This is a genomic window from Rhizomicrobium sp. (assembly GCA_037200045.1).
GTDB lineage: Bacteria > Pseudomonadota > Alphaproteobacteria > Micropepsales > Micropepsaceae > Rhizomicrobium.
Genome location: JBBCHM010000001.1, coordinates 2,672,907 through 2,699,828 on the forward strand (window position 1 = coordinate 2,672,907; position 26,922 = coordinate 2,699,828).

At 67.3% G+C, this 26,922-nt stretch carries 30 protein-coding genes; 12 read left to right on the top strand and 18 right to left on the bottom strand.

Annotated elements, in window-relative coordinates; translation table 11 throughout:
* Window positions 1-40: 40 nt before the first annotated feature.
* Window positions 41-919 (bottom strand): hypothetical protein, encoded by an 879-nt coding sequence (locus WDM86_13025; protein ID MEI9990952.1) that lies wholly within the window; start codon window positions 917-919, stop codon window positions 41-43.
* Window positions 920-1,003: 84 nt separating this feature from the next.
* On the bottom strand, window positions 1,004-1,411 hold the full coding sequence (gene folB, locus WDM86_13030) for a dihydroneopterin aldolase (protein ID MEI9990953.1): 408 nt from the start codon (window positions 1,409-1,411) through the stop codon (window positions 1,004-1,006).
* Window positions 1,412-1,456: 45 nt separating this feature from the next.
* Here folB and WDM86_13035 point away from each other — a divergent pair, with 45 nt between their 5' ends.
* The gene (locus WDM86_13035; GenBank protein ID MEI9990954.1) at window positions 1,457-1,870 is read left to right on the top strand and encodes a dihydroneopterin aldolase; all 414 of its coding nucleotides are present in this window, start codon (window positions 1,457-1,459) and stop codon (window positions 1,868-1,870) included.
* Window positions 1,867-2,667 (top strand): SDR family oxidoreductase, encoded by an 801-nt coding sequence (locus WDM86_13040; GenBank protein ID MEI9990955.1) that lies wholly within the window; start codon window positions 1,867-1,869, stop codon window positions 2,665-2,667. Before WDM86_13035 ends, WDM86_13040 begins: the two co-directional genes overlap by 4 nt.
* 29 nt (window positions 2,668-2,696) lie before the next feature.
* On the opposite strand, the gene trpS is transcribed toward WDM86_13040, so the two are convergent.
* The 6 genes from trpS to WDM86_13070 all read right to left on the bottom strand — a co-directional run bounded on the left by trpS (window position 2,697) and on the right by WDM86_13070 (window position 9,279).
* Window positions 2,697-3,719, bottom strand: coding sequence for a tryptophan--tRNA ligase (gene trpS, locus WDM86_13045; GenBank protein ID MEI9990956.1), 1,023 nt, complete (start codon window positions 3,717-3,719; stop codon window positions 2,697-2,699).
* Window positions 3,720-3,900: 181 nt separating this feature from the next.
* A complete protein-coding gene (locus WDM86_13050) occupies window positions 3,901-6,639 on the bottom strand; it encodes a [protein-PII] uridylyltransferase (protein MEI9990957.1) in 2,739 nt (912 codons plus the stop codon).
* A gap of 112 nt (window positions 6,640-6,751) precedes the next feature.
* Window positions 6,752-7,474, bottom strand: a complete 723-nt coding sequence (gene aqpZ / locus WDM86_13055) for an aquaporin Z (GenBank protein ID MEI9990958.1) — start codon at window positions 7,472-7,474, stop codon at window positions 6,752-6,754.
* A gap of 146 nt (window positions 7,475-7,620) precedes the next feature.
* Window positions 7,621-7,821, bottom strand: coding sequence for a cold-shock protein (locus tag WDM86_13060; GenBank protein MEI9990959.1), 201 nt, complete (start codon window positions 7,819-7,821; stop codon window positions 7,621-7,623).
* A gap of 215 nt (window positions 7,822-8,036) precedes the next feature.
* On the bottom strand, window positions 8,037-8,651 hold the full coding sequence (locus WDM86_13065) for a glutathione S-transferase family protein (protein MEI9990960.1): 615 nt from the start codon (window positions 8,649-8,651) through the stop codon (window positions 8,037-8,039).
* Window positions 8,652-8,700: 49 nt separating this feature from the next.
* Window positions 8,701-9,279 (bottom strand): superoxide dismutase family protein, encoded by a 579-nt coding sequence (locus tag WDM86_13070; protein MEI9990961.1) that lies wholly within the window; start codon window positions 9,277-9,279, stop codon window positions 8,701-8,703.
* Window positions 9,280-9,442: 163 nt separating this feature from the next.
* Between WDM86_13070 and WDM86_13075 the strand changes: the two genes are divergently transcribed.
* Window positions 9,443-9,865, top strand: a complete 423-nt coding sequence (locus WDM86_13075; GenBank protein MEI9990962.1) for a hypothetical protein — start codon at window positions 9,443-9,445, stop codon at window positions 9,863-9,865.
* Here WDM86_13075 and WDM86_13080 read toward each other — a convergent pair whose 3' ends face one another.
* On the bottom strand, window positions 9,866-11,326 hold the full coding sequence (locus tag WDM86_13080; protein MEI9990963.1) for an MATE family efflux transporter: 1,461 nt from the start codon (window positions 11,324-11,326) through the stop codon (window positions 9,866-9,868).
* Between the two features lie 88 nt (window positions 11,327-11,414).
* Here WDM86_13080 and WDM86_13085 point away from each other — a divergent pair, with 88 nt between their 5' ends.
* A complete protein-coding gene (locus tag WDM86_13085) occupies window positions 11,415-11,753 on the top strand; it encodes a hypothetical protein (GenBank protein ID MEI9990964.1) in 339 nt (112 codons plus the stop codon).
* Between the two features lie 89 nt (window positions 11,754-11,842).
* Here WDM86_13085 and WDM86_13090 read toward each other — a convergent pair whose 3' ends face one another.
* Entirely contained in the window at window positions 11,843-12,046 is a 204-nt protein-coding gene (locus tag WDM86_13090) for a cold-shock protein (GenBank protein ID MEI9990965.1), read from the bottom strand.
* A gap of 201 nt (window positions 12,047-12,247) precedes the next feature.
* Complete coding sequence (locus WDM86_13095; GenBank protein ID MEI9990966.1) at window positions 12,248-12,502, bottom strand: hypothetical protein; 255 nt, start codon at window positions 12,500-12,502, stop codon at window positions 12,248-12,250.
* 296 nt (window positions 12,503-12,798) lie between these two features.
* On the opposite strand from WDM86_13095, the gene WDM86_13100 reads away from it, so the two are divergent.
* Both WDM86_13100 and WDM86_13105 read left to right on the top strand, forming a co-directional pair.
* The gene (locus WDM86_13100) at window positions 12,799-12,993 is read left to right on the top strand and encodes a hypothetical protein (GenBank protein ID MEI9990967.1); all 195 of its coding nucleotides are present in this window, start codon (window positions 12,799-12,801) and stop codon (window positions 12,991-12,993) included.
* A 101-nt stretch (window positions 12,994-13,094) separates the two neighbouring features.
* Window positions 13,095-13,544 (top strand): nuclear transport factor 2 family protein, encoded by a 450-nt coding sequence (locus WDM86_13105; protein MEI9990968.1) that lies wholly within the window; start codon window positions 13,095-13,097, stop codon window positions 13,542-13,544.
* 3 nt (window positions 13,545-13,547) lie between these two features.
* Here WDM86_13105 and WDM86_13110 read toward each other — a convergent pair whose 3' ends face one another.
* Genes WDM86_13110 through WDM86_13120 form a run of 3 tightly spaced genes read right to left on the bottom strand, consistent with a single transcriptional unit; the run spans window position 13,548 to window position 15,969 of the window.
* Window positions 13,548-14,333 carry a DUF72 domain-containing protein gene (locus WDM86_13110; GenBank protein ID MEI9990969.1) on the bottom strand — a complete coding sequence of 262 codons (786 nt, stop codon included), beginning with the start codon at window positions 14,331-14,333 and terminating at the stop codon, window positions 13,548-13,550.
* Window positions 14,330-15,316: a nitronate monooxygenase family protein gene (locus WDM86_13115; GenBank protein ID MEI9990970.1), complete on the bottom strand. Its 987-nt coding sequence runs from the start codon at window positions 15,314-15,316 to the stop codon at window positions 14,330-14,332. Before WDM86_13115 ends, WDM86_13110 begins: the two co-directional genes overlap by 4 nt.
* A 14-nt stretch (window positions 15,317-15,330) precedes the next feature.
* Entirely contained in the window at window positions 15,331-15,969 is a 639-nt protein-coding gene (locus tag WDM86_13120) for a TetR/AcrR family transcriptional regulator (protein ID MEI9990971.1), read from the bottom strand.
* A 475-nt stretch (window positions 15,970-16,444) separates the two neighbouring features.
* Here WDM86_13120 and WDM86_13125 point away from each other — a divergent pair, with 475 nt between their 5' ends.
* Genes WDM86_13125 through WDM86_13135 form a run of 3 tightly spaced genes read left to right on the top strand, consistent with a single transcriptional unit; the run spans window position 16,445 to window position 19,846 of the window.
* Complete coding sequence (locus tag WDM86_13125) at window positions 16,445-18,457, top strand: TonB-dependent receptor (GenBank protein ID MEI9990972.1); 2,013 nt, start codon at window positions 16,445-16,447, stop codon at window positions 18,455-18,457.
* A gap of 58 nt (window positions 18,458-18,515) precedes the next feature.
* Window positions 18,516-19,220 (top strand): CoA transferase subunit A, encoded by a 705-nt coding sequence (locus WDM86_13130; protein ID MEI9990973.1) that lies wholly within the window; start codon window positions 18,516-18,518, stop codon window positions 19,218-19,220.
* Window positions 19,220-19,846, top strand: coding sequence for a CoA transferase subunit B (locus WDM86_13135; protein ID MEI9990974.1), 627 nt, complete (start codon window positions 19,220-19,222; stop codon window positions 19,844-19,846). Before WDM86_13130 ends, WDM86_13135 begins: the two co-directional genes overlap by 1 nt.
* Here the strand turns inward: WDM86_13135 and WDM86_13140 are convergent.
* Window positions 19,843-20,799, bottom strand: a complete 957-nt coding sequence (locus tag WDM86_13140; GenBank protein MEI9990975.1) for a TraB/GumN family protein — start codon at window positions 20,797-20,799, stop codon at window positions 19,843-19,845. The genes WDM86_13135 and WDM86_13140 overlap by 4 nt on opposite strands.
* Before the next feature lie 144 nt (window positions 20,800-20,943).
* On the opposite strand from WDM86_13140, the gene WDM86_13145 reads away from it, so the two are divergent.
* From WDM86_13145 to WDM86_13155, 3 genes are read left to right on the top strand one after another with little or no spacing between them, the layout of a single operon-like run.
* Window positions 20,944-21,813, top strand: a complete 870-nt coding sequence (locus tag WDM86_13145; protein MEI9990976.1) for a ParA family protein — start codon at window positions 20,944-20,946, stop codon at window positions 21,811-21,813.
* A gap of 11 nt (window positions 21,814-21,824) precedes the next feature.
* Window positions 21,825-22,178 (top strand): hypothetical protein, encoded by a 354-nt coding sequence (locus tag WDM86_13150; GenBank protein ID MEI9990977.1) that lies wholly within the window; start codon window positions 21,825-21,827, stop codon window positions 22,176-22,178.
* A gap of 48 nt (window positions 22,179-22,226) precedes the next feature.
* On the top strand, window positions 22,227-23,171 hold the full coding sequence (locus tag WDM86_13155; GenBank protein MEI9990978.1) for an aldo/keto reductase: 945 nt from the start codon (window positions 22,227-22,229) through the stop codon (window positions 23,169-23,171).
* On the opposite strand, the gene WDM86_13160 is transcribed toward WDM86_13155, so the two are convergent.
* Genes WDM86_13160 through WDM86_13170 form a run of 3 tightly spaced genes read right to left on the bottom strand, consistent with a single transcriptional unit; the run spans window position 23,168 to window position 26,918 of the window.
* A complete protein-coding gene (locus tag WDM86_13160) occupies window positions 23,168-24,526 on the bottom strand; it encodes an MBL fold metallo-hydrolase (protein ID MEI9990979.1) in 1,359 nt (452 codons plus the stop codon). The two genes, WDM86_13155 and WDM86_13160, sit on opposite strands and share 4 nt — an antisense overlap.
* Entirely contained in the window at window positions 24,526-25,416 is an 891-nt protein-coding gene (locus WDM86_13165) for a ribose-phosphate pyrophosphokinase (protein ID MEI9990980.1), read from the bottom strand. The genes WDM86_13160 and WDM86_13165 overlap by 1 nt, the downstream gene beginning before the upstream one ends.
* Window positions 25,413-26,918 (bottom strand): thymidine phosphorylase family protein, encoded by a 1,506-nt coding sequence (locus WDM86_13170; protein MEI9990981.1) that lies wholly within the window; start codon window positions 26,916-26,918, stop codon window positions 25,413-25,415. Before WDM86_13170 ends, WDM86_13165 begins: the two co-directional genes overlap by 4 nt.
* Window positions 26,919-26,922: the final 4 nt, after the last annotated feature.

The following is a 26,922-nucleotide window of genomic DNA, read 5'->3' on the forward strand; positions in this document are numbered from 1 at the left end:
TATCTAGTCTTCCGGGGCGGCCGTTCCAACCGCCGGAGCGTCACTCCGTGGTCTTGAGACCCAGATAGGTACCGGACGAAATCCCCAGAAGCGCCAGTTCATAGACGCTGAGCTGCGGCATCGCCACGCCGGAGCGCACGACGAACACCATGAAGATCACGCCGAGCGCCGCCGCCCAGGCCACCGCCTGGAACCGGTGCAGGCTGATGCCGTCCTGATCGCTCAGGATGTCGTTGAGGAAGCCGTCCGATTTGAGCCTTTCGGCGGCCGCGAGCAGGTTTGTCTGGAGTGCGGCAAGCGCGGCCGGCGTCGCGCCCGCCGGCGGGTTCTCATAGGCGGCCGCCGCGGCGGTGAACTGGTTGAGCGGATCGTCGGCGTCGGTCGGATCGGCCTTGGCCTGCGAGACCACCGCCGCGCCCACCGCGGTTCCCGCGCCGATCCCAAGCAGGATGAGCGCCTCCTGGGTCAGGCCGCCCTCGAAACCCACCCCGAAGAAATCCTCCGTGCGCCACACGATGTAGACGAAGGACGATGCGATGATCCAGAACCACCAGATCATCTGCGACTGCGAAAAGCTGAAACAGCGCTGATAGTCGACGAGCAGCGCGGTGATCGCATTGACGCCCGCGGGCCTGCCCGCCGCCAGATTCGCCCGGATCGTGTTGCGCTGGCGCCGGGTCGGAAACAGATGCGGCTCGCTGGAGCGCAGGATTTCCGAACTCGTCGCGACCCAGACGATGAAGATCGTCACGACCGCGACGCTCAAGGTGCCGCCCAAATAGCAAAGCTTGCTGGTGCAGGGCACCGGCGGCGGCGGCGTGGTTTGCTGCGGCGGCGTGCCCGGCTTGGGCGCATCGGCGGCCGCCACGGGCGCCGTCGCAAGACTTAAGGCGAGGAAGAGTGCGAAGAAAAAGCGCATGCGGCCCCCCAGGATCTGAGCACGCAACGCGAGGGCGCAAGAGCCGCTCCAGCCTCCCAAGGCTGGCGCCAACGCCCTCGCAAGTCAACCGATCGGCCGGTGACGCTCGATCTCCACGCCGCCGGATTCGGCGCCGGGAAGGGCGTGCAGCTTCTCCACGCGGATGCGCGCGGTCGTCACGCGGGCGTCCTCGAAACAGGCGGTCGCGATCCGCTCGGCCAGCGTCTCGGCCAGGTTGATGTGGCCCGCCGCCAGGATCGCGCGGATCTTGCCGGTGATCGCGTCGTAATCGACCACCACTTCGAGCCGGTCTTCCAGGATGGCGGCGTCCTCGACCGCGAGGTCGACATTGATCCGCACCGGCTGGAGCTTGCCCTGCTCATGGCCGTGCACGCCGATATGCGCCAGCACTTCCAGATTGCGGATGAAGACGTGCCGGACCGCCAGCGCCGCGCTGGCGATCGGAAGACGGCTGACGTTTGCGTTGCTCATGGCGGCGAGTTGTACGCCTTTGGCGGCGAATGCTAAAGCGGGACCATGAAGAAAGCGCCGAAGCCCGTTCCCACGCCCGCCCACTGGACCACGGATCGCGGCTATGTCCGCATGATGATCCGCGACCTGGTGACCGAGGTGCGGCTCGGCCTGCACCCCTGGGAGCGCCATCCCGAAAAGCCGCAGCGCATCGTGGTGAATGTGGAGCTCTACGCCGCGCCGCGAACCGGCCGCTACAAGAACGTCTCCGCCGTCGTCGATTACGACTACATCCGCGACGCGCTGAAGAAATGGCCGCGGCGCAAGCACACCGTGTTCATCGAGACGCTGCTCGACGAACTGGTGAAGCTCTGCTTCAAGGACAAGCGCGTGCAGGCGGCGCGCGTCTCGATCTTCAAGCCGGATATCTACAACGAGGCGGCCGGCGCCGGCGTCGAAATCTATAAAGTGCGGCCATGAGCGGGATTCCCGATCCGCGCGGCTATGCGCTCGTCACCGGCGGCGGGGCGCGCATCGGCGCGGCGCTGGTGCGGCGGCTCGCGGCGGAGGGTTGGGCGGTGGCGATCCACTATCACAACTCCGCGCAAGACGCCGAGGCGCTGGCCGGAGAGATCGTCGCCGACGGCGGCCGCGCGGTGGCGCTGGGCTGCGATCTCGGCGCGGCGGACACGTTCGCCGATCTCTTCGTCCGCGCCGGCCTCGGCTTCTGTTCGCTGCTGGTCAACAACGCCTCTGCCTTCGAGTATGACGACATCTCGAACGTCAAGCGCGCGCATCTCGAAAAGCTGTTCGCGGTGAACCTGCACGCGCCGGTGCTCCTGGCGCGCGACTTCGCCGCGCAATTGCCCGACGACGCCAGGGGCCTGATCGTCAATCTGCTCGACCAGAAAGTGTTCAACCTCAATCCGGATTTTCTCTCCTACACGCTGACCAAATCGGCGCTGGAGGCGGCGACGCGCCTTCTGGCCCAGGCGATGGGTCCGCGCGTGCGCGTCTGCGGCATCGCACCGGGCCTGACGCTGAAAAGCGGCGAGCAATCCGAAGCGGGCTTCGAGGCCGCGCACGGCAAGACGCCGCTTGGCTTCGGCAGCGAACCCACCGACATCGCCGAGACGCTGAGCTATCTGGTGAAGGTCCCCTCGATCACCGGCCACACCGTGGTCGTCGACGGCGGCCAGCATCTCCAGCCGCGCACGCGCGACGTGATGTTCACCTACGGCATCCCAAAGGACGCGCCGGTGGGGAAAACGGAATGAATCTACCCTCCCCTTGAGGGAGGGTCGGTCTAAACCGCAAACCCCACGATCCGCTTCACCTCTTCCACGATCGGCCCCGCGATCGCGCGCGCCTGCTCGGCGCCGTCCTGCAATATCCGATCGATCTCCGCCGTGTCCGCCATCAGCCGGCGCATCTCCGCCGTGATCGGCGTCAGCTTGGCCACCGCCAGCTCGGCCAGCTCGTTCTTGAAGGTCGAAAATTGCTGCCCGGCGAATCGCGCCAACACCGCGGCGGCATCCTCGTCCGCCAGCCCGGCATAGATGTTGATCAGGTTCTCCGCCTCCGGCCGCGTCTTGAACTCGGCGGGATCGGACGGCAGCGGCAGGGGATCGGTCTTCGCCCGCCGGATCTTCTGCGCGATCGTGTCGGCGTCGTCGGTCAGGTTGATGCGCGAATTGTCCGACTCGTCGGTCTTCGACATCTTCTTGGCGCCGTCGCGCAGGCTCATCACCCGCATGCCCGGCCCGGTGATCACCGGCTCGGGCTGCGGGAAATAATCCGGCACCGCATAGTCGTTGTTGAATTTCTGCGCGATATCGCGCGCCAGCTCCAGGTGCTGCTTCTGGTCGTCGCCGACCGGCACATGCGTCGCCTTGTAGACCAGGATGTCCGCCGCCATCAGCACCGGATAGGTGTAAAGCCCGACCGAGGCGCGTTCCTTGTGCTTGCCGGACTTCTCCTTGAACTGGGTCATGCGGTCGAGCCAGCCGATCCGCGCCACGCAGTTGAAGATCCAGGCCAGCTCGGCGTGCTCGGGCACGCGGCTCTGGTTGAAGATCGGCGAGCGCTTGGGATCGATGCCGGCCGCGATATAGGCCGCCGTCACTTCCAGCGTGGCGCGCCGCACATCGTCGGGCTTGGCGTAGCCGGATTCCTGCGTCAGCGCATGCATGTCGACGACGCAGAACAGGCACGCCATCTCGTCCTGCATCCGCACCCAGTTCTTGAGCGCGCCGAGATAATTGCCCAGATGGAGCGTGTTGGTCGGCTGCATCCCGGAAAGGACGCGCTGTGTATGGCTTGTAGTCATGGGGAAGTTCCGAAAAGCAGGAGTGGCGGTCGTGGTCCGATAGGCGCGATTAGGCGCGCCACCACCGCTGCGGCAGCAGGGGCGAACCGGGCAGGATGTCTGTATGCCGAACGCGCACGGAACGACCCGTCGATGCTTGCGGCACGGGATATAGCCTGCCGCCGCCCCGGTTGAAAGGGCTTCACGCGCCGTCCAGCGCGGCAAGCAGCCGCTCGCGCACCGCCGCCAGCCGCGCCTCGTGCCGCACCTTGTGGCCGAAACCGTCGCGGACATAGAAGACGTCGACCGCCCGCTCGCCATAGGTCGAGACCATGGCGGACGAGATCGACAGCCCCGACTGGAAGATCGCGTCGGTCACCTCGTAAAGCAGCCCGGGCCGGTCGAGGCCCTCGACCTCCACCACCGTCGCGCGCCCCGAGGCCTCGTTGTCGAAATTGACGCGCGGGGTGACGCGGAACGCGCTGGAGCGCTTGCGCGCCGGCCGCCTGGCGATCGCCTCGCGCGGATAGCTCTCGCCGCGCAGCGTGCGCTCGACCGATTGGCGCAGCCGGTCGATGCGCGCCCGGTCGCCGAACGGCCCGCCCTCGGCGTCCTGGACCGAGAACACGTCGAGCGCGAAGCCGTCGGAGGTCGTGAACGCCTTGGCCTCGACGATCGAGCCGCCCGAGGCCGACACCGCGCCGGCGAGTTGGGAGAACAGGCCCGGATGATCGGGGGTGTAGAGCACGATCTCGGTCACGCTGCGGAAATCGTTGCTTTCGGCGTTGAGCGCGAAGAGTTCGCCCTTGGCGTCGGCCTCGGCCATCATGCGCGCATGCCGCTCATGCGCCGCGTCGTCGAAGGCGAGCCAATAGTGATCGTAGTGCCGCGTCAGCAGCCGCTCCTGCGTCGGCTTCGGCAGATCGCCGATGCGCGCCGCCAGCGCGATCTTCGCGTTCTCGACCCGCGCCGCGCGCGCCGGGGCGCCGTCGCCGCCGGTCATCACGCTCTCGGCCTCGTAATAGAGCTCGCGCAGGAGCTGCCCCTTCCAGCCGTTCCACACGCCCGGCCCCACCGCGCTGATGTCGGCCACCGTCAGCACCAGCAGCAGGCGCAGCATCTCCGGCGTCTGCACCAGGCCGACGAAATCCTTCACCGTCTTGGGATCGGAGATGTCGCGCCGCTGCGCCGTGTCGCTCATGACGAGATGGTGCTTGACCAGCCACATCGTCGCGTGCGTGTCCTCGGCCGACAGGCCGAGCCGCGGGCACAGGCCCTGGGCGATCGCCTCGCCGACATCGGAATGGTCGCCCGGCAGGCCCTTGGCGATGTCGTGGAGCAGCATCGCCACGTAAAGCGTCTCGCGCGATTTGATGCGCTTGATGATCTCGGTCGCCAGCGGATGCTCGCTTCTGTGTTCGCCGCGGTCGATCGAGGCGATGTAGCCCACGGCGCGGATCAGGTGCTCGTCCACCGTGTAGTGGTGGTACATGTTGAACTGCATCAGCCCGACGACGCGGCCGAACTCCAGCACGAAGCGGCCGAACACGCCGGCCTCGTTCATCAGGCGCAGCGCCCGCTCCGGATCGTTGCGCGACGACAGGATCTCCAGGAACAGCTTGTTCGCTTCCGGATCGCGCCGCACCTCGTCGTCGATCAGGTCCAGGCTGCGGGTGATGGTGCGCAGCGCGTCGGGATGGATGTCGACCTTCTTGGCGTCGGCGATATGGAAGATGCGGATCATGTTGACCGGATCGGCGCGGAAGATCTGCGGCCGGGCGCACAGCCTGCCGTTCTCGACATAGAAATCGTCGCCGCTGGTGCGCGGGCGCAAAAAGCCCGGCAGCATGGAGGCCAGGCTCGGCCGGCGCTTCCTGTTCTGGTCTTCCAGCGCGGCGCAGAAGATGCGCGTCAGATCGCCGACATCCTTGGCGACCAGGAAGTAGGCCTTCATGAACGCCTCGACGGCGCGCCGCGGCGTGTCGCCGACAAAGCCCATGCGGGCCGCGAGGTCCGGCTGGACGTCGAAGGAAAGCCGCTCCTCCGCGCGCCCGACGAGATAGTGCAGCTTGACGCGCACGTCCCACAGGAACGCCTCGGCCTTCTGGAAGGTCTTGTACTCGTCGCGGGTGAGCACGTTGTGCTCGACGAGATCGGCGGTGTCCTCCAGGTGATAGACGTATTTGCCGATCCAGTAGAGCGTCTGCAGGTCGCGCAGCCCGCCCTTGCCCTCCTTGATGTTCGGCTCGACGAGATAGCGGCTCTCGCCCTGGCGGGCATGCCGCTCGTTGCGCTCGGCGAGCTTGGCCTCGACGAAGTCCTGGCCGGTGCCGGTCGCGACCTCGCTCCAGAATTTCTTGCGCAGCTCCTCGAACAGCGACTTGTCGCCCCACAGATAGCGCGCTTCCAGGATCGCGGTTCTTATCGTTACGTCCTGTTTCGCAAGGCGCACGCATTCGGCGAGCGAGCGCGTCGCATGGCCGACCTTCAGGCCGAGATCCCACAGCATGTAGAGGATGAACTCGATGACGCTCTCGCCCCACGGCGTCTGCTTGAACGGCCGGATGAAGAGCAGGTCGATGTCCGATCCCGGCGCCAGCTCGCCGCGGCCATAGCCGCCGGTCGCCACCACGCAGACGCGCTCCGCCGCGGTCGGGTTCTGGGCATAGTAGAAATGCTTGGTCGCGAAATCGTAGATCACCTGGATGGTGGTGTCCTGCAGTCCCGACAGCGCGCGCGCCGCGGCGAGCCCGCTCAGCGTGCCGCCTTCGACGCCCGCCTTGACGCGGGCGCGGCCATCGAGGAATTCCGCCTTGATCAGCGCGAGCGCCTCGGCCCGCAGCTTCGTCTTGTCGGAAGACGCCTGGGCGAGCGCGGTCAGCGCGCGCCGAAGCGCGTCGCCGTCCAGAAGCTCCCCGATGGCCGGTCCTTCGTATCCCATGCGAAGCCCATATCACGGCGCGTCATGCCCGTCTCCACGGGACGATTCCAGCAACATAATTGCCGCGCATGCGACTTACGACGACCGACTCTTCGTTTCGTTGGAATAAGCGCTACGTCGCCAGCTCCTGCGCTGTCTGGCGTTCCGACTGGCGCGACACCAGCCAGCGCTGGACGATGCCGGCCAGCCCCGCGCCGACCAGCGGCATGATCCAGAACAGCCAGAGCTGCTCGATCGCCCAGCTTCCCTGGAAGATCGCGACGCCGGTCGAGCGCGCCGGATTGACCGAGGTGTTGGTCACCGGGATCGAGATCAGGTGGATCAGCGTCAGGCACAGCCCGATGGCGATCGGCGCATAGCTCGGCGCCGCCAGCGTCGAGTTCAGGATCACGATCAGGAACATGAAGGTCATCACGACCTCGCACACCGCGCCGGCGAGCAGCGAGAAATGCTGCGGCGAGTGATCGCCGTAACCATTGGAGGCGAAGCCGGCGCCCGGATCGAAGCCGGCGGCGCCGCTGGCGATGATGTAGAGCACGCCGCCCGCCACGATGCCGCCCAGAAGCTGCGCGATCCAGTAAGCGGGGATGTCCTTGGCCGGAAAGCGCCCGGCGACAAAGAGGCCGAAGGTCACCGCCGGATTGAAATGCCCGCCCGAGATGTGCCCGAAGGCATAGGCGCCGGTCAGCACCGTCAGCCCGAAGGCCAGCGCGACGCCGGCATAGCCGATGCCGACATCCGGCACGCCCGCCGCCAGCACCGCGGCGCCGCAGCCGCCCAGCACCAGCCAGAACGTGCCCAGAAACTCGGCGGCGATCTTCTTCGAACTGTCCATGGCGTGTCCCCCGGTTCCGGCCGCAGTCTGCTTCGGGAGCTTCGCCACTGTCTATCCCTTCGCCGTGGCGGCGACGAGATTTGCTGCAAGGCAAAACGGCGCGGGATCGCTCCCGCGCCGTTCGCTGAACCTAAGTTCGCCTTAACTTAGACGAGCTTCAGATTGACGGCCTTGGGGCCGCGCTTGTCGGCTTCGACGTCGAAGTTGACGCGCTGGCCTTCGTTGAGGCCGCGAAGACCCGCCGCCTGGACCGCGGTGACGTGCACGAACACGTCCTTGCCGCCATCTTCCGGAGCGATGAATCCGAAACCCTTCGTGGTGTTGAAGAACTTAACTTGACCGATCATTACGGCTTTCTCCTGAAAGCATTTGAGCTATCGCGAGGGACACCGCGTCCCGCGCGACGTCGAACCCGCGACTTGTTTCAGGAAAAGCGTCGTCGTCACTCCAGCACTGTTCCCCGGTGGAATGGGGCCTCGCTTGGGCACGGCTCAGAACTTCTCTAAAGGCTGCGCGGCCTCGACTGCGCGGCGATATAGTCACTCGGCCGCGGCAAGGCAAGTCACCAGCTTTCGTCGAGCGCGATGTGTCCGGGCTCGTCCGCGACGCGCGCCAGCCAGCGCGAAACCGCGGGATAATGCGCGAGATCGAACCCGCCATCCGCCGCGCTGTGGGTGTAGCCGTAAAGCGCGATATCCGCGATGGAGCTGCGGTTCCCGGCGAACCAATCCCGCGTGCCAAGATGGGATTCCATCACGCCGAGCGCCGCATTGCCCTTGGCGTGCCATTCGGGAACCAGATGTTTCGTCTGTTCCAGTTCCGCCTTGGGCGCGAATTTCAGCCAGAAGCGCGCCACCGCGATATAGGGCTCGTGGCTGTACTGCTCGAAGAACATCCATTGCAGCATCCGCGCGCGGTCCCAGCGGTCCTCGGGGATCAGATGCGTGCCCTCCGCGAGGAAGAACAGGATCGCGCCGGACTCGGGCAGATAGCGGCCGTCCTCGGTCTCGAGCATCGGCACGCGCCCGTTCGGATTCTTGGCGAGGAACTCCGGCGTCCGTGTCGAGCCGTCATGCAGCCCGTAGTCGCGCAGCGCCATCGGAATGCCGAGCAGGCGCGCGGTCAGCCGGACCTTGTAGCAATTGCCCGACATCTGCATCTGGTGCAGCACAACCATGATCGCCCTCCGCCTCGCGCGCTGCGATCATGCACGAAACGCCCGCGCGTCACGCATGCGCTTTGCGCTTGCCGGGCTTGCGCGATTTCGGCCCGACGGTGCGCATGATCACGCCGCAGGCGACGCGGTCGCCGGAATTGCCGGCCGGCTGGCTGATGTAGTCGTCGCCGCGCGCATGCACGATGATCGACGCGCCGTCGCGGTCGAAGATCGATTTCTTGCCGTTGCCGAGCGAGAAGGCATTGCTGATCGTGCTCGCATGCAGCGTGCCGTCGGCGGCGGCGAACTCGTTGGGCAGATCGCCGGCATGCGGGCTGTGCTGCGCCATGAAGCCGTGCATCTTCGTCGGGTCGGGCGAGAAATGCGGCCCGGCCGAGGTGAACGCGACCTTGGGATCGCAATTGCCCGAAGTGTGGATGTGGATCGCATGCGCGCCCGGCGTCAGGCCCCTCAGGTCGTACTCGATGAGCACGCCATGCGAGGTCGCGGCGAAGGTGATCGTGCCGGCCGCCCCGCCGTCGCGCGCGATCATATGGGCGACGGCGCGCGCCTTGGACGCCGCCGCCGGCGCCTGTGTCGCGAACACCGTCGCAAGCGCGACCGCCACGCAGAAAACCGTCTTTCTCACTGCACGCCCCCGTTGCCCGACGGTGGAGAATTGCAACTTTTGCGCTGAAATCAAGGCCGCTCGTCGTCCTTCGGCCGCGGCGCCGGGCCGGAACAATTGATCCCCCGCAACGTTTCCGTCGCGCGAGTCGGCCATCCTCACCGGCGATTTGCAGGAGGATTCCATGATGATGTTCCCCGCCGCCGTGATCGTGCTCGCCCAGGCCATGAGCGCGCCGGTCCTGCCCCAGCCCATGGCGATGGACACGCCGGTCGCGTTCGGCGGCCTCCAGGCGGTGTGCACCGGCGTCGGCTCCGCCAAGGACGATCCGCAATGGTCGTCCTATCCGATCCGCATCGAGTTCTCGAACGGCGGCGCGCAATACCTGTCCGGCGCGCATGTGACGCTGACCAGCGGCGCCAGCGCGGTGGCCGACCTCAACTGCGCCGGCCCCTGGGTGCTGGTGAAGGGAACGCCCGGCGCCTACCGCGTCAGCGCCACCATCAACGGCTCGCAGGCCAAGCCGGTGACGGCGGCGTTCAATCTGCGCGCCGGCGCGCAGAAGCGCGTCGTGCTGCGCTTCCCCGATTTCCAGGCCAACGAATAGTCACACCATCACCTGCTCGTTGACGTCTTCCTCCTCGGCCTCTTCCTCGGTCATGCCGTCGATGACGCGGCGCTTCTTCCAGTCGCCGCGGGAGAACCACAAAAAGCTGACGATCGCGGTGATGACGTTGGCCACCGGGAACGCCCACCAGATGCCGTGCGCCCCCAGATGCGCCCGGTGCGACAGCACATAGGCCAGCGGAAACGTCAGCATCCACTGCGACACCAGGCTGATGACCATCGCCGCGAACATGTTGCCGCTGGCGCGCAGCACGCCCATCAGCGCGAACTGGACGCCGACGAAGCCGAAGCTCCAGGACACGGTGCGGATGAACACCGCCGCCTCGTGGATCACCGCCTTGTCGCCCGGCACGAAGAACGCCGCGATATGGTTGGCGAAGGCGAGCGCGAACAGGCCGAAGGCCGACAGCACCGAGAAGGTGATCAGCGCCGCCAGCCGCGCCACGTCCTCGGCGCGCTTGAGGTTTCCGGCGCCGATGTTCTGGCCGACCAGCGTCGAGATCGCCATGGAGAAGCCCATCGCCGGGATCACCACGAATTGCAGCACATTGCCGCCGACGCCATAGGCCGCCGTCGTCACCGTGCCGAAGCTGGTGATGAGGAACATCATCACCGTCACGCCGAGCCCGCGGGCCGAGCCCTCGATCGCCGCCGGATAGCCCAGGTTGAAGGCGCGCTTGATGAAGGCGTAATCCGGCCTGAGCTCGCGCAGCTTGATCTGGATGCCGTAGCGGCCCTGGACCAGCAGCGCGATGGCGATCGCCGCCGCCAGCGCCTGGCTCACCAGCGTCGCGAGCGCGGCGCCCATCACGCCCCAGCCCATCCAGAAGATGAAGATCGGATCGAGCACGAAATTCACGAACACCGTGGTGGCGGTGAGATAGAGCGGCACCGTCACCTGGCCCATGCCGCGCATCTGCGACTGGAAGCAGAAGAAGGCGAAGGCCAGCGGCAGGCTCAGGAACTGCACCCGCAGGAAGCCCAGCGCGTTGCGATAGACCTCGGGCGCCACCTCCATCAGTTCCAGCAGATAGGGCGCGACGATGAAGCCGAACAGGCCGAGCGCCGCCGATACCGCGACGACCGTCAGCATCGTCTGGCCGGCGACGTGATCGACCATCGCGCGGTTGCGCGCCCCGACATACTGCGCGATCAGGGTGGAACCGGCGATGGTGAAGCCCATGCCGATCGACATCATCAGGAACATCAGCGGCAGCGACACCGAGACCGCCGCGACCGCGGTGGCGCCCAGTCGTCCCACCCAGAACGCGTCCACGAGCTGATAGGCGATCAAGAGGATGTTGCCGCACATGATCGGGAAGGCGAGCAGGAACAGCGAGCGCGGAATCGAGCCTTCGAGCAGCCTGGGGTCGAAGGCGCGCCCGCCGGGCCGGAAGGCGGCGGGCCGCTCGGGCGGCGGCTGGTCTTTGTCGGGAGACATAAGGCCATTTTCGGCCATCGGCGGGGTCTTTGGCAAATCGCGCCGGCCGCTATAATCGGGAACCGTCGAAACCCCTTTGGGCCCCGCCATGCGTCCCGCGTCCATCCTTTGCGCCGTCCTTCTCCTCGCCGCGACCTCGGCCCGCGCCGAGACCTGGGTGCACACCCGCGACAATGGCGGCGGCTATCCGATGTGCTTCGACAAGGACAGCGTCACCACCAAGCCCGACGGGCTCACTTATTACGCGGTCAAGATGTGCAAGGACACCGCGCCGCAATTCTACGCCGTCGACTGCACGAAGAACTTCAAGGTCGAATTGGTGGTGCGCGTCTACGACGTCGGCTCGGCGGAGCGCTATCGCGAGCTGACGGTCGACGACCTGCAATCCGGCATGGCGCTCGACGCCGAGATGGCCTGCCACAAATAGCGGCGCACCGCTCGGTGCCATCCGCACCCGCAAAACAAAACGGCCGGCGGAGGCACCGCCGGCCGTGCAATGGAAAACGCGGCGATGCTTCAGACCGCCTTCAGGTTCACGGCCTTCGCGCCGCGCGCGTCGGGCTGCACGTCGAAGGACACTTTCTGCCCTTCATTGAGGCTGCGCAGGCCCGCCGCTTCCACGGCGGTGGCGTGCACGAACACGTCCTTGCCGCCGCCTTCCGGCGCGATGAAGCCATAGCCCTTTGCTGTGTTGAAGAACTTCACGGTTCCGATCGTCATGTCCTGGTCGTCCTGCTCACGAAGTTTCCACGCCGGCCTCATGCCGCCATGGGACGAAAAACGGCCATCGGGGAGAGGAAGGAGGCTGTCTCGTCCAGCGGAAGGAAACGGTAACAGTCGAGCGCTTTCTCTGACGGGACGCCGTCCACGCCCGCAAAGGCTATCCCAAACAGAGGACCAGTCAATCTTCGGCGCGGCGCTTCAGGACGCGGCCTTCTCGGCTTTCTTCTTCGCGGCCGCGGTCTTCTTCGCCGGCGCCTCGGCCGCGAGCTTGATCGCCTGCGCCGCGTCGGCGGCTTCCTTGGCGAGGCGCAGCGCGCGCAGCTTCGCGGTCTTGACCTCGAACGCCTGCCGCTCGGCTTCCAGTTCCTTTTTCACCATCGCGTCGCGGGCCTCCGACGCGGTGAAGGTCGTGCCGGTCTTGCGGCGGCCCAGATCTCTGATCGGTTCGGGCATGGCGGCTCCTCTGCTGGCCCGGGCCCGCTCCAAGGCGGGCAGGGGCTCTGCGGTGGGCCCGCGTCGCGCGCGGGTCCGCAACCCGAAGTATAGACGAAATTGCTGCGCCGCGGTGTGGAAATATTCGTGCGTGTACGCCGCATTTCCGCGCCGGCGCCCCGTTTTGCGCGGTGTTTTCGACCACGACGCCGCGCGCCGCCGGCAAAGATGTCCGGCACATGAACGGCCCCGCGCGCATCCCGTTCAGGCCCGCCGGCCCAATGTCGCCGCCTCGATGTTTCACCCAGGAGAATGACATGACCAGATTGTTCAAGACCGCCATCGTCGCCGCGCTGATCGGCGTCGCCGGCGCGGCGTCGATCGCGCCCGCCAGCGCGCACGACAATGACCGCCATGGCGGCTATTCCCGCGATCGCGACAACGACCGCGGCGGCCGTCACGACCATCGCTGGCACCATCACCGCCACCATTTCCATCGCGGCTGGTTCTGAACGTCGTGGGCGGGCGCACCGCGTGGCGCGCCCGCTTCGCCGCCCCTTGCGGCGTCGCGAAATGCTCCTAGACTTCCCCGAAATTCCTGGGGAGGAAAGCCATGATCCGCACACTGATTTTCGCCGCGGCGCTGCTCGTCGCCGTGCCCGCCGCCGCGTCGGACAAGGGCGATCTCGCCGCTGCCGTCAACGCGTATAACGACACGCTCAACAAGAACGATTTTCCCGGCGCCGCCGCCTACTATGCGCCGTCGCCGTCCATCATCGACGAGTTCTCGCCGCATGCCTGGTCGGGCGCCAATGCCTTCGCGCAATGGGGCGCCGATTACGGCGTCTTCGCCAAGGCCCAGCAGATGACGGAGCCCTTCGTGGTGCTCGCCAAGCCGACCCATGTCCTGATCGAGGGCGACCGCGGCTACGCCGTGTTTCCGGCGAACTTCACGTTCAAGCGCGCCGGCAAGCCGGTGCGCGAGCCGGGTGTCATGACGTTCGCGATGCAGAAGATCGACGGCAAATGGAAGATCGCCGGCTGGACCTGGACGGTGAAATAGCCGCTACGCTTTCGCCGCCTTCAGGAACGCCGCCGCCGCCGCCGGATTGCGCACCTTGGCGCCGGCGATGAAATAGACGAACACGTCGCGCTTCTTCTTCGCCGGCGCCTTGGCGAGCAGCGTCATGCCCTTGGGCGTGCCGCCCGCCTCCCACGCCGTCGCGGCGGCGACCCAATTTTTTATCGCGGCGGGGCTGTAGCCCGTCTCGATCGTCTCCTGCGTCTCCTGCAGCCGGCAATAGACGAAATCGGCCGTCGCATCGGCGATCGCCGGATATTTTTTCGAATCCGCGAACACGATCGCCGCGCCGTATTGGCGCGCCAGTTCGACGAAGGCCGCCGTCTTGAAGCTCTCATGCCGCGGCTCGACCGCATGGCGCAGCGCCACGCCGTCGATGCTCTTGGGCAGGAGCGCGAGGAACGCCTCGAAATCCGCCGGATCGAATTTCTTGGTGTGCATGAACTGCCACAGGATCGGGCCGAGCTTGTGCTTCAGCTCCGACACGCCGCTTTCGAGGAAGCGCGCGATGGAGGGCCCGGCGTCGCCCAGCACCTTGCGGTTGGTCGCGAAGCGGTTCGCCTTCAGCGCGAAGACGAAATCCTGCGGCGTTTCGTCATGCCATTTCCTAAAGGTCGGCGGCTTGAAGGTCGAATAGAAGGTGCCGTTGACCTCGATGGAGGAAAGCTGGCGGCTGGCATAGGCGAGTTCCTTGGCCTTCGACGTGCCCTTCGGAAAGAACACGCCGCGCCACGGTTCGAAATTCCACCCGCCGATGCCCGCCCGGATCATGCCGCCGATCGTTCTTTCTGCTTCGCCGCCAGCTTCGCCAGCGCCGCATCGTACTCATGCTTCAGCCGCGCCACCAGTTCGCCGGCGCCGACCACCGATTTCACCTGGCCGATGCCCTGGCCGCCGCCCCAGATGTCCTTCCACGCCTTGGCCTTGCTGTTGCCGCCCGAGCCGAAATCCATCTTGGAGGGATCGCTGACCGGCAGATTGTCCGGATCCATCCCCGCCGCGACGATCGAGGGGCGCAGATAATTGCCGTGCACACCGGTGAACAGATTGGTGTAGACGATGTCGTCGCCCGCCGACTGCGTGATCATCGCCTTGTAGGCTTCCTGCGCGTTGGCTTCCCTGGTCGCGATGAAGGCCGAGCCGATATAGGCGAAATCCGCGCCCAGCGCCTGCGCCGCCAACACGGCGCGTCCGGTGCTGATCGCGCCGGACAAGGCAAGGGGTCCGTCGAACCATTCGCGGATCTCCTCGATCAGCGCGAAGGGCGACAGCGTGCCGGCATGGCCGCCGGCGCCGGCCGCCACCGCGATGATGCCGTCGGCGCCCTTCTCGATCGCCTTGCGCGCGAAGCGGTTGTTGATGATGTCGTGCATCACCACGCCGCCATAGGAATGCACCGCGGCGTTCACGTCCTCGCGCGCGCCCAGCGAGGTGATGACCACCGGCGCCTTGTACTTGACGCAGAGTTCGAGGTCCTGCTGCAGCCGGTCGTTCGACTTGTGCACGATCTGGTTGACCGCGAAGGGCGCCGAGGGGCTTTCCGGATGCGCCCGGTCCCACGCCGCCAGTTCCTCGGTGATCCGCGCCAGCCATTCGTCCAGCATCGACAGCGGCCGCGCGTTCAGCGACGGGAACGAGCCGATGATGCCGGCCTTGCACTGCGCCAGCACCAGGTCGGGGCCGGAGATGATGAACAGCGGCGAGCCGATCACCGGCACGGAAAGCTTCTTGGTCAATGCGCCTTTGAGAGCCATGGATGTTTCTCCGGTCAGGGTTGCGATGATGAACTGAGGCGCGGCCGCGCCGAGGCGGGCGTGCGCGCGCCGCGGAAGGTGAGCCGCATGGTCTCGAAATAAAGGTCCTCGACCTTCATCCCGGCCGGCAGGCGCCCGGCCAGATGCAGCACGATCACGCCATGCGACGCCGCCCACAGCGCGTTGCCGACGACCTTGGGATCGCCCTTGACGATGCCGGCGGCGACCAGGTCCTTCACATGCCGCGTCACCGTCTCGCCGGCGCGCTTGCCGGCGCGGCGCAGATCGGGATGGCGCGCCTCGTCCGGCGGATCGAGGTCGAACATCAGCCGGTAGGCGTTGGGATTGGCGAGCGCGAAGTCGAAATAGGCGCGCCCGACCGCGCGCGCCCGCGCGAAGGCGTCGGCGCCGGACGCGAAGGCGCGCTCCAGCGCGTCGGAGAAGCGGTCGAAGGCGTCGGCGCGCACGAAGGCGAGGATCTCGTCGCGGTCGGCGAAATAGCGGTAGAGCCCCATCGGGCTGCGGCCGAGCTTTTTCGCGATGTCGCGCATGGTGATCGCGCCGACGCCGCCCGCCGCGTAGAGCGCGGTCGCCGCCGCGCCGATCCGGGCGCGGACCGCTTCGAAGTCTTCGGAGGAGAGTTCTCTCGGCATGACGTCTCGTACGTGATACGCGTACGATGTACGAAGTTTGGCGACCCATCAACTGTTGCTTGCAGGCAACATGATTGTTGTATATAAGCAACAGTTGTGTTTTGGAGGACGGACAACCCGGCTTGCCGGGCGCCGGGCCGGCGTGGGCCGCAGTATTACGCGGGAACAGACAGGGCAAGGATGCGTCTCGCGCGCCTCCGCGCGGCCTTGCGGCCGCATGATCCCGGGGCGGGAACGCGAAGGTGCTTGCGGTCGGCCGTTTCGGTCTTCCGCCTGCCGGCCTGTCGAGCGTCGAACCGGGGCGGCCCCGCCGCGCGGACGTAATTTTTCGCCGCGCGGCGGGGCCGCCTTATTTTTTGGAAGGACCACCTATCCCGCCTGCCCAAGCATGGCGCGGTACCGCATGGCATCGTATCTACGCGGTGGGATGATCGTGAATTTTCGCTCTTTTTTGCTGGCGGGAGCTGCCGTCGCAATGGCCGCGCCGGCCGCCGCGGCCGCCATCGAGACCGTGGTGGTGACGGCGAGCCCGCCCGATCCGCTCGGCAATGCGGCGTTCTCGGTGGCGACGCTGACCGCGGCCGACATCCGCGGCGCGACCGAACTCGACCGCGCGCTCGGCCAGGTGCCCGGCCTGTCGCTGTTCCGCCGCGACTCGAGTCTCTCCGCCAACCCGACGACCCAGGGCCTGTCGCTGCGGTCGATCGCGCCGTCCGGCGCGGGCCGCGCTCTCGTCACCTTGGACGGCGTGCCGCAGAACGATCCGTTCGGCGGTTGGGTGATCTGGTCCTCGCTGCCGCCCGAGGACATCGGCGGCGCCGAGATCGTGCGCGGCGCCGGCGCCGGTCCCTACGGGGCAGGCGCCCTGACCGGCGTGGTCGCGCTCAGCGAGCAGCGCGGCAGCGGCCTCGTCGCCGCCGATGCCTCGCTGGCGCAGCAGGACGGACGGCGCCTCGCCGCCGCCGGCGGCACCGATCTCGGACCGCTGACGCTGTTCGCCAGCGCCTCGGACGAGGACAGCGCCGGCTGGATCGCGGTCTCGCCGGCGCAGCGCGGCCCCGCCGACGACGCCGTCACCTATCACGCGCGCAACGCCTCGCTGCGCGCCGAAGCGACGCCTTGGACCGACACCCTGCTGTCGCTGCGGCTCGGTGCTTATGGCGAGGATCGCGACTCCGGCCTGGTCGGCTCGCGCTCCTCCGCCGACGGCGTCACCGCGAGCCTGACCCTGGCGCATCCGGAAAGCGCGGACGATCTCGGCTATCGCCTCCAGGCCTGGCTGCGCAATTCCGGCTTCTCGAACACTTCGGCGACTGTCCTGCAGCCCGGCCGCGGCGGCACCACCGTTTCCAACGATCAGTACTCGACGCCCTCGCTCGGCTGGGGCTTCAATGCCGCTTTGCGCGGCGGCTGGTCGGTGATCGATTGGGAGATCGGCGGCGACGCGCGCTTCACCCAGGGCGACTCCAAGGAACACTTCCAGCCCGTCGCGGGCGCGTTCACCCAGGGCCGCGTCAGCGGCGGGCGCACCTTCGTCGGCGGTCTCTATATTGAAACGGCGGCGCGTTTCGACGGCCTGCTGCTGACCGCCGGCATCCGCGCCGACCAATGGGCCTCGACCGGCGGCCATCTGATCCAGACTACGCTCGCGACCGGCGCCGTGACGGTGAACCAGAAGACGCCGTCCAAAAGCGGCATCGTGCCGACCGCGCGGCTGGGCGTGCGCCAGGATCTCGGCGACGGGTTCTTCGTCCGCTCGGCCGCTTACGGCGGCTTCCGCGCCCCGACGCTGAACGAGCTCTACCGGCCGTTCCGCCTCGGCAGCAATTTGACCGAGGCCAATCCCGGCCTGGCGCCCGAGAAGCTCTACGGCGCCGAACTCGGCCTCGGCCAAAAGATCGATGATTTCGATTGGGACATCGCCGGCTTCTACAACCAGCTCCACGGCGCCATCACCAACGTGACGGTCGCGCGCGGCCCGGTCACCGTTCCGGGCCTGGGCACGGTCGCGGCCGGCGGCCTGCTCATCCAGCGCCAGAACGCCGGCAATATCGACGCCTATGGCATCGAGTCCGACGCGCACTGGCGGCTAAGCGACCGGCTCGGCCTCAACGCCGCCTTCGACTATGTCGATGCCCATGTCCAGGGCGGTATCGCCGCCGCCCAGCTGACCGGCAAGCGCCCGGCCCAGGCGCCGCGCTTCACCCTGACCGCCGGCTTCCGCGCCACGCCGCTCGACCGGCTGACCGTCACCGCCGACCTGCGCTATGAAAGCACGCGCTTCGCCGACGACCAGAACACGCTGTCGCTGGCGCCCGCGACCACGCTGGACGCGCGCATCGCCTGGCGCCTGTGGGACGGGCTCTCCGCCTATCTCGCGGGCGACAATGTGCTCAACGCGCGCGTCGCCACCACCGAGAGCGCGGATTTCGTGACGAACTACGCGAGCCCGCGCGTCTTGCGCGTGGGATTTTCCTGGACGGAATGACACACCCGCGCTATGGCCCGCCGGGTTATAGTCGCGCCATTGCAGTCACGGATGGTCCATGAAGACGAAGATCTATTCCGACGCCAGGGCCGCGCTGGACGGCCTGCTGTTCGACGGCATGACGATCATGTCGGGCGGCTTCGGCCTCTGCGGCATTCCCGAAAAGCTGATCGCCGCGCTGGTCGAATCCGGCGTGAAGGGGCTGACGGTCGTCTCCAACAATGCCGGGGTCGACGATTTCGGCCTCGGGCTTCTGCTCCAGACGCGCCAGATCAAGAAGATGGTCTCGTCCTATGTCGGCGAGAACGCGACCTTCGAGCGGCAGTATCTCGCCGGCGAGTTGGAACTGGAATTCAATCCGCAGGGCACGCTGGCCGAGCGCATCCGCGCCGGCGGCGCCGGCATCCCCGGCTTCTACACCAAGACCGGCGTCGGCACGCTGATCGCCGAAGGCAAGGAGCACAAGGATTTCGACGGGGTGACCTATATCCTGGAGCACGGCCTCGTCTCCGATCTCTCCATCGTCAAGGCGTGGAAGGGCGACGCCCAGGGCAATCTGGTCTTCCGCAAGACCGCGCGCAATTTCAACCCGATGATGGCGACCGCCGGCAAGGTGACGGTCGCCGAGGTCGAGCATCTGGTGCCGGTCGGCTCGCTCGATCCCGACACGATCCACACACCCGGCATCTTCGTCCAGCGCATCATCGAAGGCGTGAACTACGAGAAGCGGATCGAGAAGCGCACCGTGAGGGAGACCGCCTGATGCCCTGGACACGCGACGATCTCGCCAAGGTGGCGGCGCGCGAATTGCGCGACGGGTTCTACGTCAATCTCGGCATCGGCATCCCGACGCTGGTCGCGAACTACATTCCCGAAGGCATGGACGTGACGCTGCAGTCGGAGAACGGCATGCTCGGCATGGGCCCGTTCCCGAGGCTGAACGAGGTCGATCCGGATCTCATCAACGCCGGCAAGCAGACCATCACCGAGCTTGACCGCACCTCCTATTTCTCCTCGGCCGACAGCTTCGCGATGATCCGCGGCGGCCATATCGACCTGTCGATCCTGGGCGCGATGGAAGTGTCGGAGACCGGCGATCTCGCCAACTGGATGGTGCCGGGCAAGCTGGTGAAAGGCATGGGCGGCGCGATGGATCTGGTCGCCGGCGTCAAGCGCTGCGTCGTGACGATGGACCACACCGACAAGGCCGGCAATTCCAAGCTCCTGAAGGCCTGCTCGCTGCCGCTTACCGGCAAGGCCTGCGTCGATCGCATCATCACCAATCTCGGCGTGTTCGATGTCGTGCCCGGCGGCCTCAAGTTGATGGAGCTGGCCCCCGGCGTGACGCAGGACGAAGTCGCGGCCAAGACGCAGGCGAAGCTGGTCTAGCCGCCCGGCCCGCTGACGGTCAGTCCGGCGGCCTCGAGCCGCTCCAGCACGCCGCCCTTGCGCAGGAAGAATCCCATCGGCATCACCGCGAAGGTTTTGCCCGGCTTCTTCAGCGCCTCCAGGATCGCGTTCGTCATGTCGCGATTGGCGGTCTCGCGCAGCACGCTGTAGGCGGAGTTCTGCTGCAGGCAATCGTCGAGCCGCGTCTCCAGATAATGCGCCTTCACGCCGGCAAGATCGCCGTCCGCCCAGGCCTGCGCCGCGGCCGCCGCATGGGCGGACGCCGTGTCGATGTCCTTCAGCGCGAAGTCGAGGCAGGCGAGATGCGCCGCCGCCGTCATCTTCGGGATGTCGCGGATCACGTCCATAGCCGGATAGGTCGCGGTGGTGCGCACCGGCACGCCGGCATGCGCGGCGATGGCCTCCACCGTCCTTTGCGGCCCGTTGGGCGTCAGCTTCGCGAAGCGGAAATAGTCGCCCTCCAGCCTCAGCGCCGCCACGCCGCCGAGAAACTTCGCGTAGCGGTCGGCGTCTTCGCCGATGTGCGTGCGCGCGGCGACGAAGCGGTTCTTCAGCGGTTCCGGCAGCGTCGCCTCCAGCGCCGTGCCGTCGGGCTGCTCCAGCGCATCCATGCCGGTCATCCAGAACCACAGCCCCTCGAACACGCCGAGCGTGGCGCGCGGCGGCAGCAGCAGAACCTTCGAGCCCTTGATCTCGTCGGAGACGAATTTGCTGTCCCACGCCAGGTCCTGGGGCACCGGCGAGACGGTCGGCAGGATCCAGACCTCGGAGGTCGCCGTCGCGATGTGCCACAGCGCCGGTCCCGCCGCCTGCGGCGTCACCACCACCGTCTCGATGTTGGACCAGTCCTGGATCGGCGCCGGGCTGGGCGCCGGCGCCGCCGCCGTCAGCGCGACGGCCAGGGCCGACGCACGAAGCCGCGAAAAATGCATGCCTGCTCCCGATCGAGAGGTTTCGAAGAAAACTCGTCGCGAAACCGAGTCAATTGCGCGCCCGGCTTTTCAACGCGCCGTAACGCCTCGCGCGCATGCTGAACGCTAGCACATCTGGCCGGCGGGTCCGGCGAAAGGGGCGGGATGCACGTTCTGGTATTGGCCTCCCAGAAGGGCGGCTCGGGCAAGACCACGCTGTCGGGCCATCTCGCGGTCGAGGCGGAGGCCGCGGGTGTCGGGCCCGTGGCCCTGATCGACACCGACCCGCAAGGCTCGCTGTCGCATTGGTGGAACGCCCGCGAATCGGCGACGCCGCATTTCGCCAAGGTCGGGCTTCGCGAACTGGGCGACGCGCTGGACCAGATGCGGGCCAGCGGCATCCGCCTCGCCGTCATCGACACCCCGCCGGCGGTCACCACCTCGATCTCCCAGGTCGTTGCGCATGCCGATCTCGTCGCCGTCCCGACGCGTCCGAGCCCGCACGACCTGCGCGCGGTCGGCGCCACCGTCGACATCGCCGAACGCCATGGCAAACCGGTGATCTTCATCGTCAACGCCGCGACGCCGCGCGCCCGCATCACGGGAGAGGCCGCCATCGCGCTGTCGCAGCACGGCACGGTGGCGCCGGTGACGCTGCATCATCGCGTCGATTTCGCCGCCTCGATGGTCGACGGCCGCACGGTCGGCGAGGTCGTCGCCAAGTCGCAATCCGCCAAGGAGGTGCGCGACTTGTGGCTCTATATGCAGGACCGCCTGTCGCGGCTGACCGGCGATCCGACGTTCCTGCCGCAGATACGCCCCATCCATTTCGCCACCGGCGCGCTCACGGCATTGGGCGACGAAAAATCGCTGGCGACCGAACCCGAGCCGCCGCCGTTCGCGGAGGACATCGCGCCGCCGCCCTTGCTGGAGCGCCGCTTCCTCCCCGAACGTCGCAGCAACATCACGCCGTATAGCGGCCCCGACCGCCGCGCCCATCCCTTCGGCCGCAGAGCCTCCGACCGTCCGCAATAGGAGTGACCGATTTGAGCTCGCAGCGTTTCGCGCCCCTCACCTCGAACCTCTTCGCGCGCAAGGGCGACGCCGGGCCATCGGCGCCCAAGCCGTCGCTGTTCTGGACGCGCGAGCCGCCGGTGGCGCCCGAGCCCGACACGCCGCCTCCGCCACCTCCCATCGACCGGCCGCACCGGATGATGGTCATGTTGTCGGCGTCCGAATTCGAAAGGCTCGGCATCGCGGCGGTGAAGAAGGGCATGACGCGGCACCAGATCCTGCGCGCCGCGCTGGACGCGCATCTGGTCCGCCTCAAGCGCGAATATGGCGGCTGCGGCTGCATGGCGATGGGCGGCAACTGCCAGGACGGCTGCGGCGCGCCGTGATTTCGTGTCCCGGCGGGCTGGGCTAGTCTCTCGCATCGGAGAGACGCGATGGACTTCAAGACGCTCGGTCGCACCGGCCTGAAGGTGAGTGTCGCCGGCCTTGGCTGCGGCGGCCACAGCCGGCTCGGCCAGGCCTACGGCAACACGACGGAGCAGAGCGTCGCCGTCGTGCGGGGCGCCATCGATCTGGGCATCAACTGGATCGACACCGCGGCGGCCTATGGCACGGAGCCGATCGTCGGCGAAGCGGTGCGCGGCCGGCGCGACAAGGTCCATATTTCGACCAAGACCGCGATCCAGCCCTGGGGCGCGACCGACGCCGCGCCCTACACCGGCGCGCAGGTGCTGGAACAGCTCGAGAAGAATCTCGGCCGCCTCGGCACCGACTATATCGACCTGTTCAACCTGCACGGCATCGTGCCGGCGCAGCTCGATTACGTCGGCGCCGAGATCGTGCCGGCGCTGATCAAGGCCCGCGAGCAGGGCAAGATTCGTTTTCTCGGCATCACGGAGCATTTCGGCAGCGACACCTCGCACAAGATGCTGACCGCCGCGGTGCCGACCGGCGCCTGGGACGTCGTGATGGTGGGGTTCAATCTCCTGAACCCGTCGGCCCGCCGCGACGTGCTGAGGCTGACGCGGGCGCACAATGTCGGCACGCAGGACATGTTCGCGGTGCGCCGCGCGCTGTCCGATCCGGACGGCCTCAAGGAAGCGCTCGACCAGATCGAGAAGGCCGGCCAGCTCGACCGCGCCAAGCTCGACGCCGCCGATCCGCTCGGTTTCCTGAAAGAGGGCACCGAGGGCACCGTCGATGCCGCCTACCGCTTCTGCCGCCACGAGCCCGGCATCGACATCGTGCTCAGCGGCACCGGCAAGGTCGAGCACCTGAAGGAAAACGTCGCATCGATCCTGCGCGGTCCGCTGCCGGCGAAGACGCAGGCGAGGCTGGAAGACCTGTTCGGCCAGGTCGACTCCGTGTCGGGCAATTAGGCCAGTTCGACCTCTTCGCGGTATTCCGGCACATGCGCGTTCCAGCGCAACTCTTCCTCGATGCGCTTGCGCAGCGCGTCGGAAGCTTCGGGCTCGCCATGGGTGATGAAGGTCGTGTTCGGCGGGCGGCGGAAATTCTTCAGCCAGCCCAGGATCTCGTCGGCGTCGGCATGCGCCGAGAGCATCTCCATATTGTATACCCGCGCCTTCACCGGCACGTGCTGGCCGAAAATCTTGACGTCCTGTGCCCCGGCCACCATCGCGGCGCCGCGCGTGCCGCCGGCCTGGAAGCCGGTGAACAGGATCGTGCTGCGCGGATCAGGCGCGAAGACCTTGAGGTGATGCAGCACCCGTCCGCCCGTCGCCATGCCGCTCGCCGAGACGATGACGGACGGCATGGAACTGCGGTCGATCGCCTTGGAACCGTCCGACGTCGGCGTCTCGCGCGCGACGGCGCACACCGCCTTGGCTTCGGCGGCGGAGAGGCGGTGGTCGTTCGGATGGGCGAGGAAGATGTCGCCGGCGTCGATCGCCATGGGGCTGTCGAGATAGACCGGCAGGTCGGGAATCCGCCTCGCCTTCTTCAACTGATAGAGATGATAGAGCAGAAGCTGGGCGCGGCCGACGGTGAAGGCCGGCACGACGATCGAACCGCCCTTGGCCGCGGTCGAGGTCACGATCTCGGCCAGCACCGCCTGCGGATCGTCCGTCGGGTGCTTGCGGTTGCCGTAGGTCGATTCGACGATCAGCCAATCGGCCTCGCCGATCGCGTCGGGCGCGCGCAGGATCGGATCGTTGGGCCGGCCGAGGTCGCCGGAGAACAGCACGGTCTTGCCGCCGAAATGGAACTCCGCCATCGCCGCGCCGAGAATGTGCCCGGCATAGCGGTAGGTGAACGTCAGCCCCTCGCCCAGGTCGAACGGCGCGTCGAAATCCATTGCGCGCAGCCGCGTCAGCGCCTTGCGCGCGTCTTCCTCGGTATAGAGCGGCAGCGCCGGATGGTGCTTGGAATAGCCGTGGCGGTTGGCGTCCTCGGCGGCGCGTTCCTCCAGATGGCCGGAATCCGGCAGCATGATGCCGCACAGGTCGCGCGTCGCCCGGGTGCAATAGACCCGGCCGCGAAAGCCGTTCTTCACCAGAAGCGGCAGATAGCCGGTGTGGTCGAGATGGGCATGGGTCAGGACCACGGCGTCGAGGCTGCCGATATCGAGCGGCAGCTTGGCCCAGTTGCGCAGGCGAAGCTGCTTGTAGCCCTGGAACAGGCCGCAATCGACCAGGATGCGGCGCTTGCCGGTGTCGAGCAGGTATTTCGAGCCCGTGACGGTTCCGGCGGCGCCGAGAAAGGTGATGCGCATCAGACGGCTATCTCCTTGATGCCGCCGGCGAGCAGCGGCGCGATGTCGATCGCGTTGGATTCGTGGGCGACTGCGTTGGTCGTCACGATGCGCGCCGGATGCGCGGCTTTGAGATCGTCATAGGCGCCGTCGGCGAAGATGCCGTGCACGCCGACGCAGACCGCGGGCTTCATGCCGGCGGCGTTCAGCTCGTTCAGCGTCGCGATCATGGTGCGCCCAGTCGAGATGATGTCGTCGACCAGGACGGGCGTGCGCTCCATGAAGGGCGAAAGATCGGTTTGCGACACGGCGACATCGGTATCGCCGCCGCGGGTCTTGTGCAGCACCACGACCGGCGCGCCGGTGGTGCGCGCGACCTCGCCGACCCATTGCACGCTCTCGGCATCCGGGCCGATCAGCACGGGCTTGTCGACTTCATGCGCGATCCAGTGCGCGATGGCGCCGGCGGCATGCAGCACGCGCGTCGGGACTTCGTAGATCGTCTCCAGCGAGTGGATGCGGTGCAAATGCGGGTCGACCGTCACCAGCCAGTCGATCTGCGGCGACAGAAGCGAGGCGAACAGCTTGGACGACAGCGCCTCGCCCGGATGGAAACGCCGGTCCTGGCGCATATAAGCGAGATAGGGCGCGACGAGGCCGACGCTGGCGGCGCCCTGATCGCTCGCCGTGCGCGCCGCGAACAGCAGCGGCAGGAATTTCGCGTCCGGATGATCCAGCGTGCAGACCAGCGCGACGCGGCGGCCATGCAGGTCGACGTCGAGGCGGAAATAGGTTTCGCCGTCCGGAAAATGCCGCATCTCGGGCATCCGCATTTCGCCGTCGAGCAGGCCGGCCAGGCGCTCGGCCATCTCTTCGTTGCCGGGAAGCGGGATGAGGACGAGCCTGGTCATGCGCGCGCCACGCCGACGATGTCGGGATTGGCCTCGACATAGGCGAAGGCATAGTCGAGCTCGCCCGGACTCTGCGCATATACCGTATAGGCCGGCTCGCCGCGGCTGACCGGCGCGCCCAGGCGCAGATGCAGCTCGACGCCCGCCGCCTTGTCGTCCGGCGCGCCCGCGAGCTTGGCGACGCGGCTGAGCTTGCGGCTGTCGATCCATTCGACCAAGCCGCCATGACGCATCGTCACCACGCGGCTGTGCGGCGCCACCGGCGGCGTGCGCATGCCGCCCTGCGCCTCGCATATCTTTTGGAATTTCGCCCAGGCCTTGCCGGAGGCCAGGCAGTCGGCGGCCATCGTGAAGCCCGCGCCGTCCTTGGCCGCGCCGCCGAGTTCGAGCAGGGCCGCGGCGAGCGCCAGCGCGTGCTGGCGAAGATCGGCCGGCGCGTCGGCATGGCCCTGCAGCACCGCGAGCACGTCGCGGGCTTCGAGCGCCGGGCCGATGCCGCGCCCGACCGGCTGGGTGCCGTCGCTGATGATCGCCTTGACCGACAGGCCGAACGAGGTGCCGACATCGATCAGGCTTTGCGACAATTGCTGGGCGTCCTCATAGCTTCTGACCTTCGCGGTGGGGCCGACCGGCAGGTCGAGCACCAGATGGGTGGCGCCGGCGGCGATCTTCTTGGACAGGATCGAGCCGACGAGCTGGCCCTCGCCGTCGAGGTCGAGCACGCGCTCGACGCGGATCAGGATGTCGTCGGTGGGCGAAAGCCCCATCGCGCCGCCCCAGGCGACGCAGCCGCCCTCGCGCTCGACCACGCGGCGCATGGTGGCGAGGTCGAGAGCGACCGGCGCCATGGTCTCCATCGTGTCGGCGGTGCCGGCCGGCGAGGTGATGGCGCGCGAGGAGGTCTTGGGGATGGTCAGCCCGCAGGCCGCGACGACGGCGACGATAATGGGCGTGGTGCGGTTGCCGGGCAGCCCGCCGATCGAATGCTTGTCGACGATGAGGCGCCCGCCCCATTCGATGCGCTTGCCGACATCGACCATGGCGCGGGTGAGGTCGCGCATCTCGTCATAGTCGAGGCTGCGCGCCGCGCAGGCGGTCAGGAAGGCGGAGAGGTGGATGCCGGAATAGCGCCCGGCGGCCACGTCGGCGATGATATCCTTCAGCGCGGAGGCGTCGAGCCGGTTGCCGTGCACCTTGCCGCGGATCGGGCTCAGGGATTCGAGCGGCGGGGGATGGGTGATGCGGACGGGATCGCCGGCGGCCAGGCCCAGTTCGTTCCACGCCCATTCGGAAAGTCCGGCCTGGTCGAGCCCGACCAGGTCACCGGTCACCGGATAGAGCGTGGCGACGACGGATTTGCGGCCATGGGTGACCACCACTCTGGAGCGCGCGGCGAACCCTTCGGCGCGGCAGACATGGCAATCTTTTTGCATGAAAATATGCGCTTCGTTCGGCGTTTCGATGCCGAGGCGCAGCGCGGAAAGGATGTGACCGGTAGCCATGGCC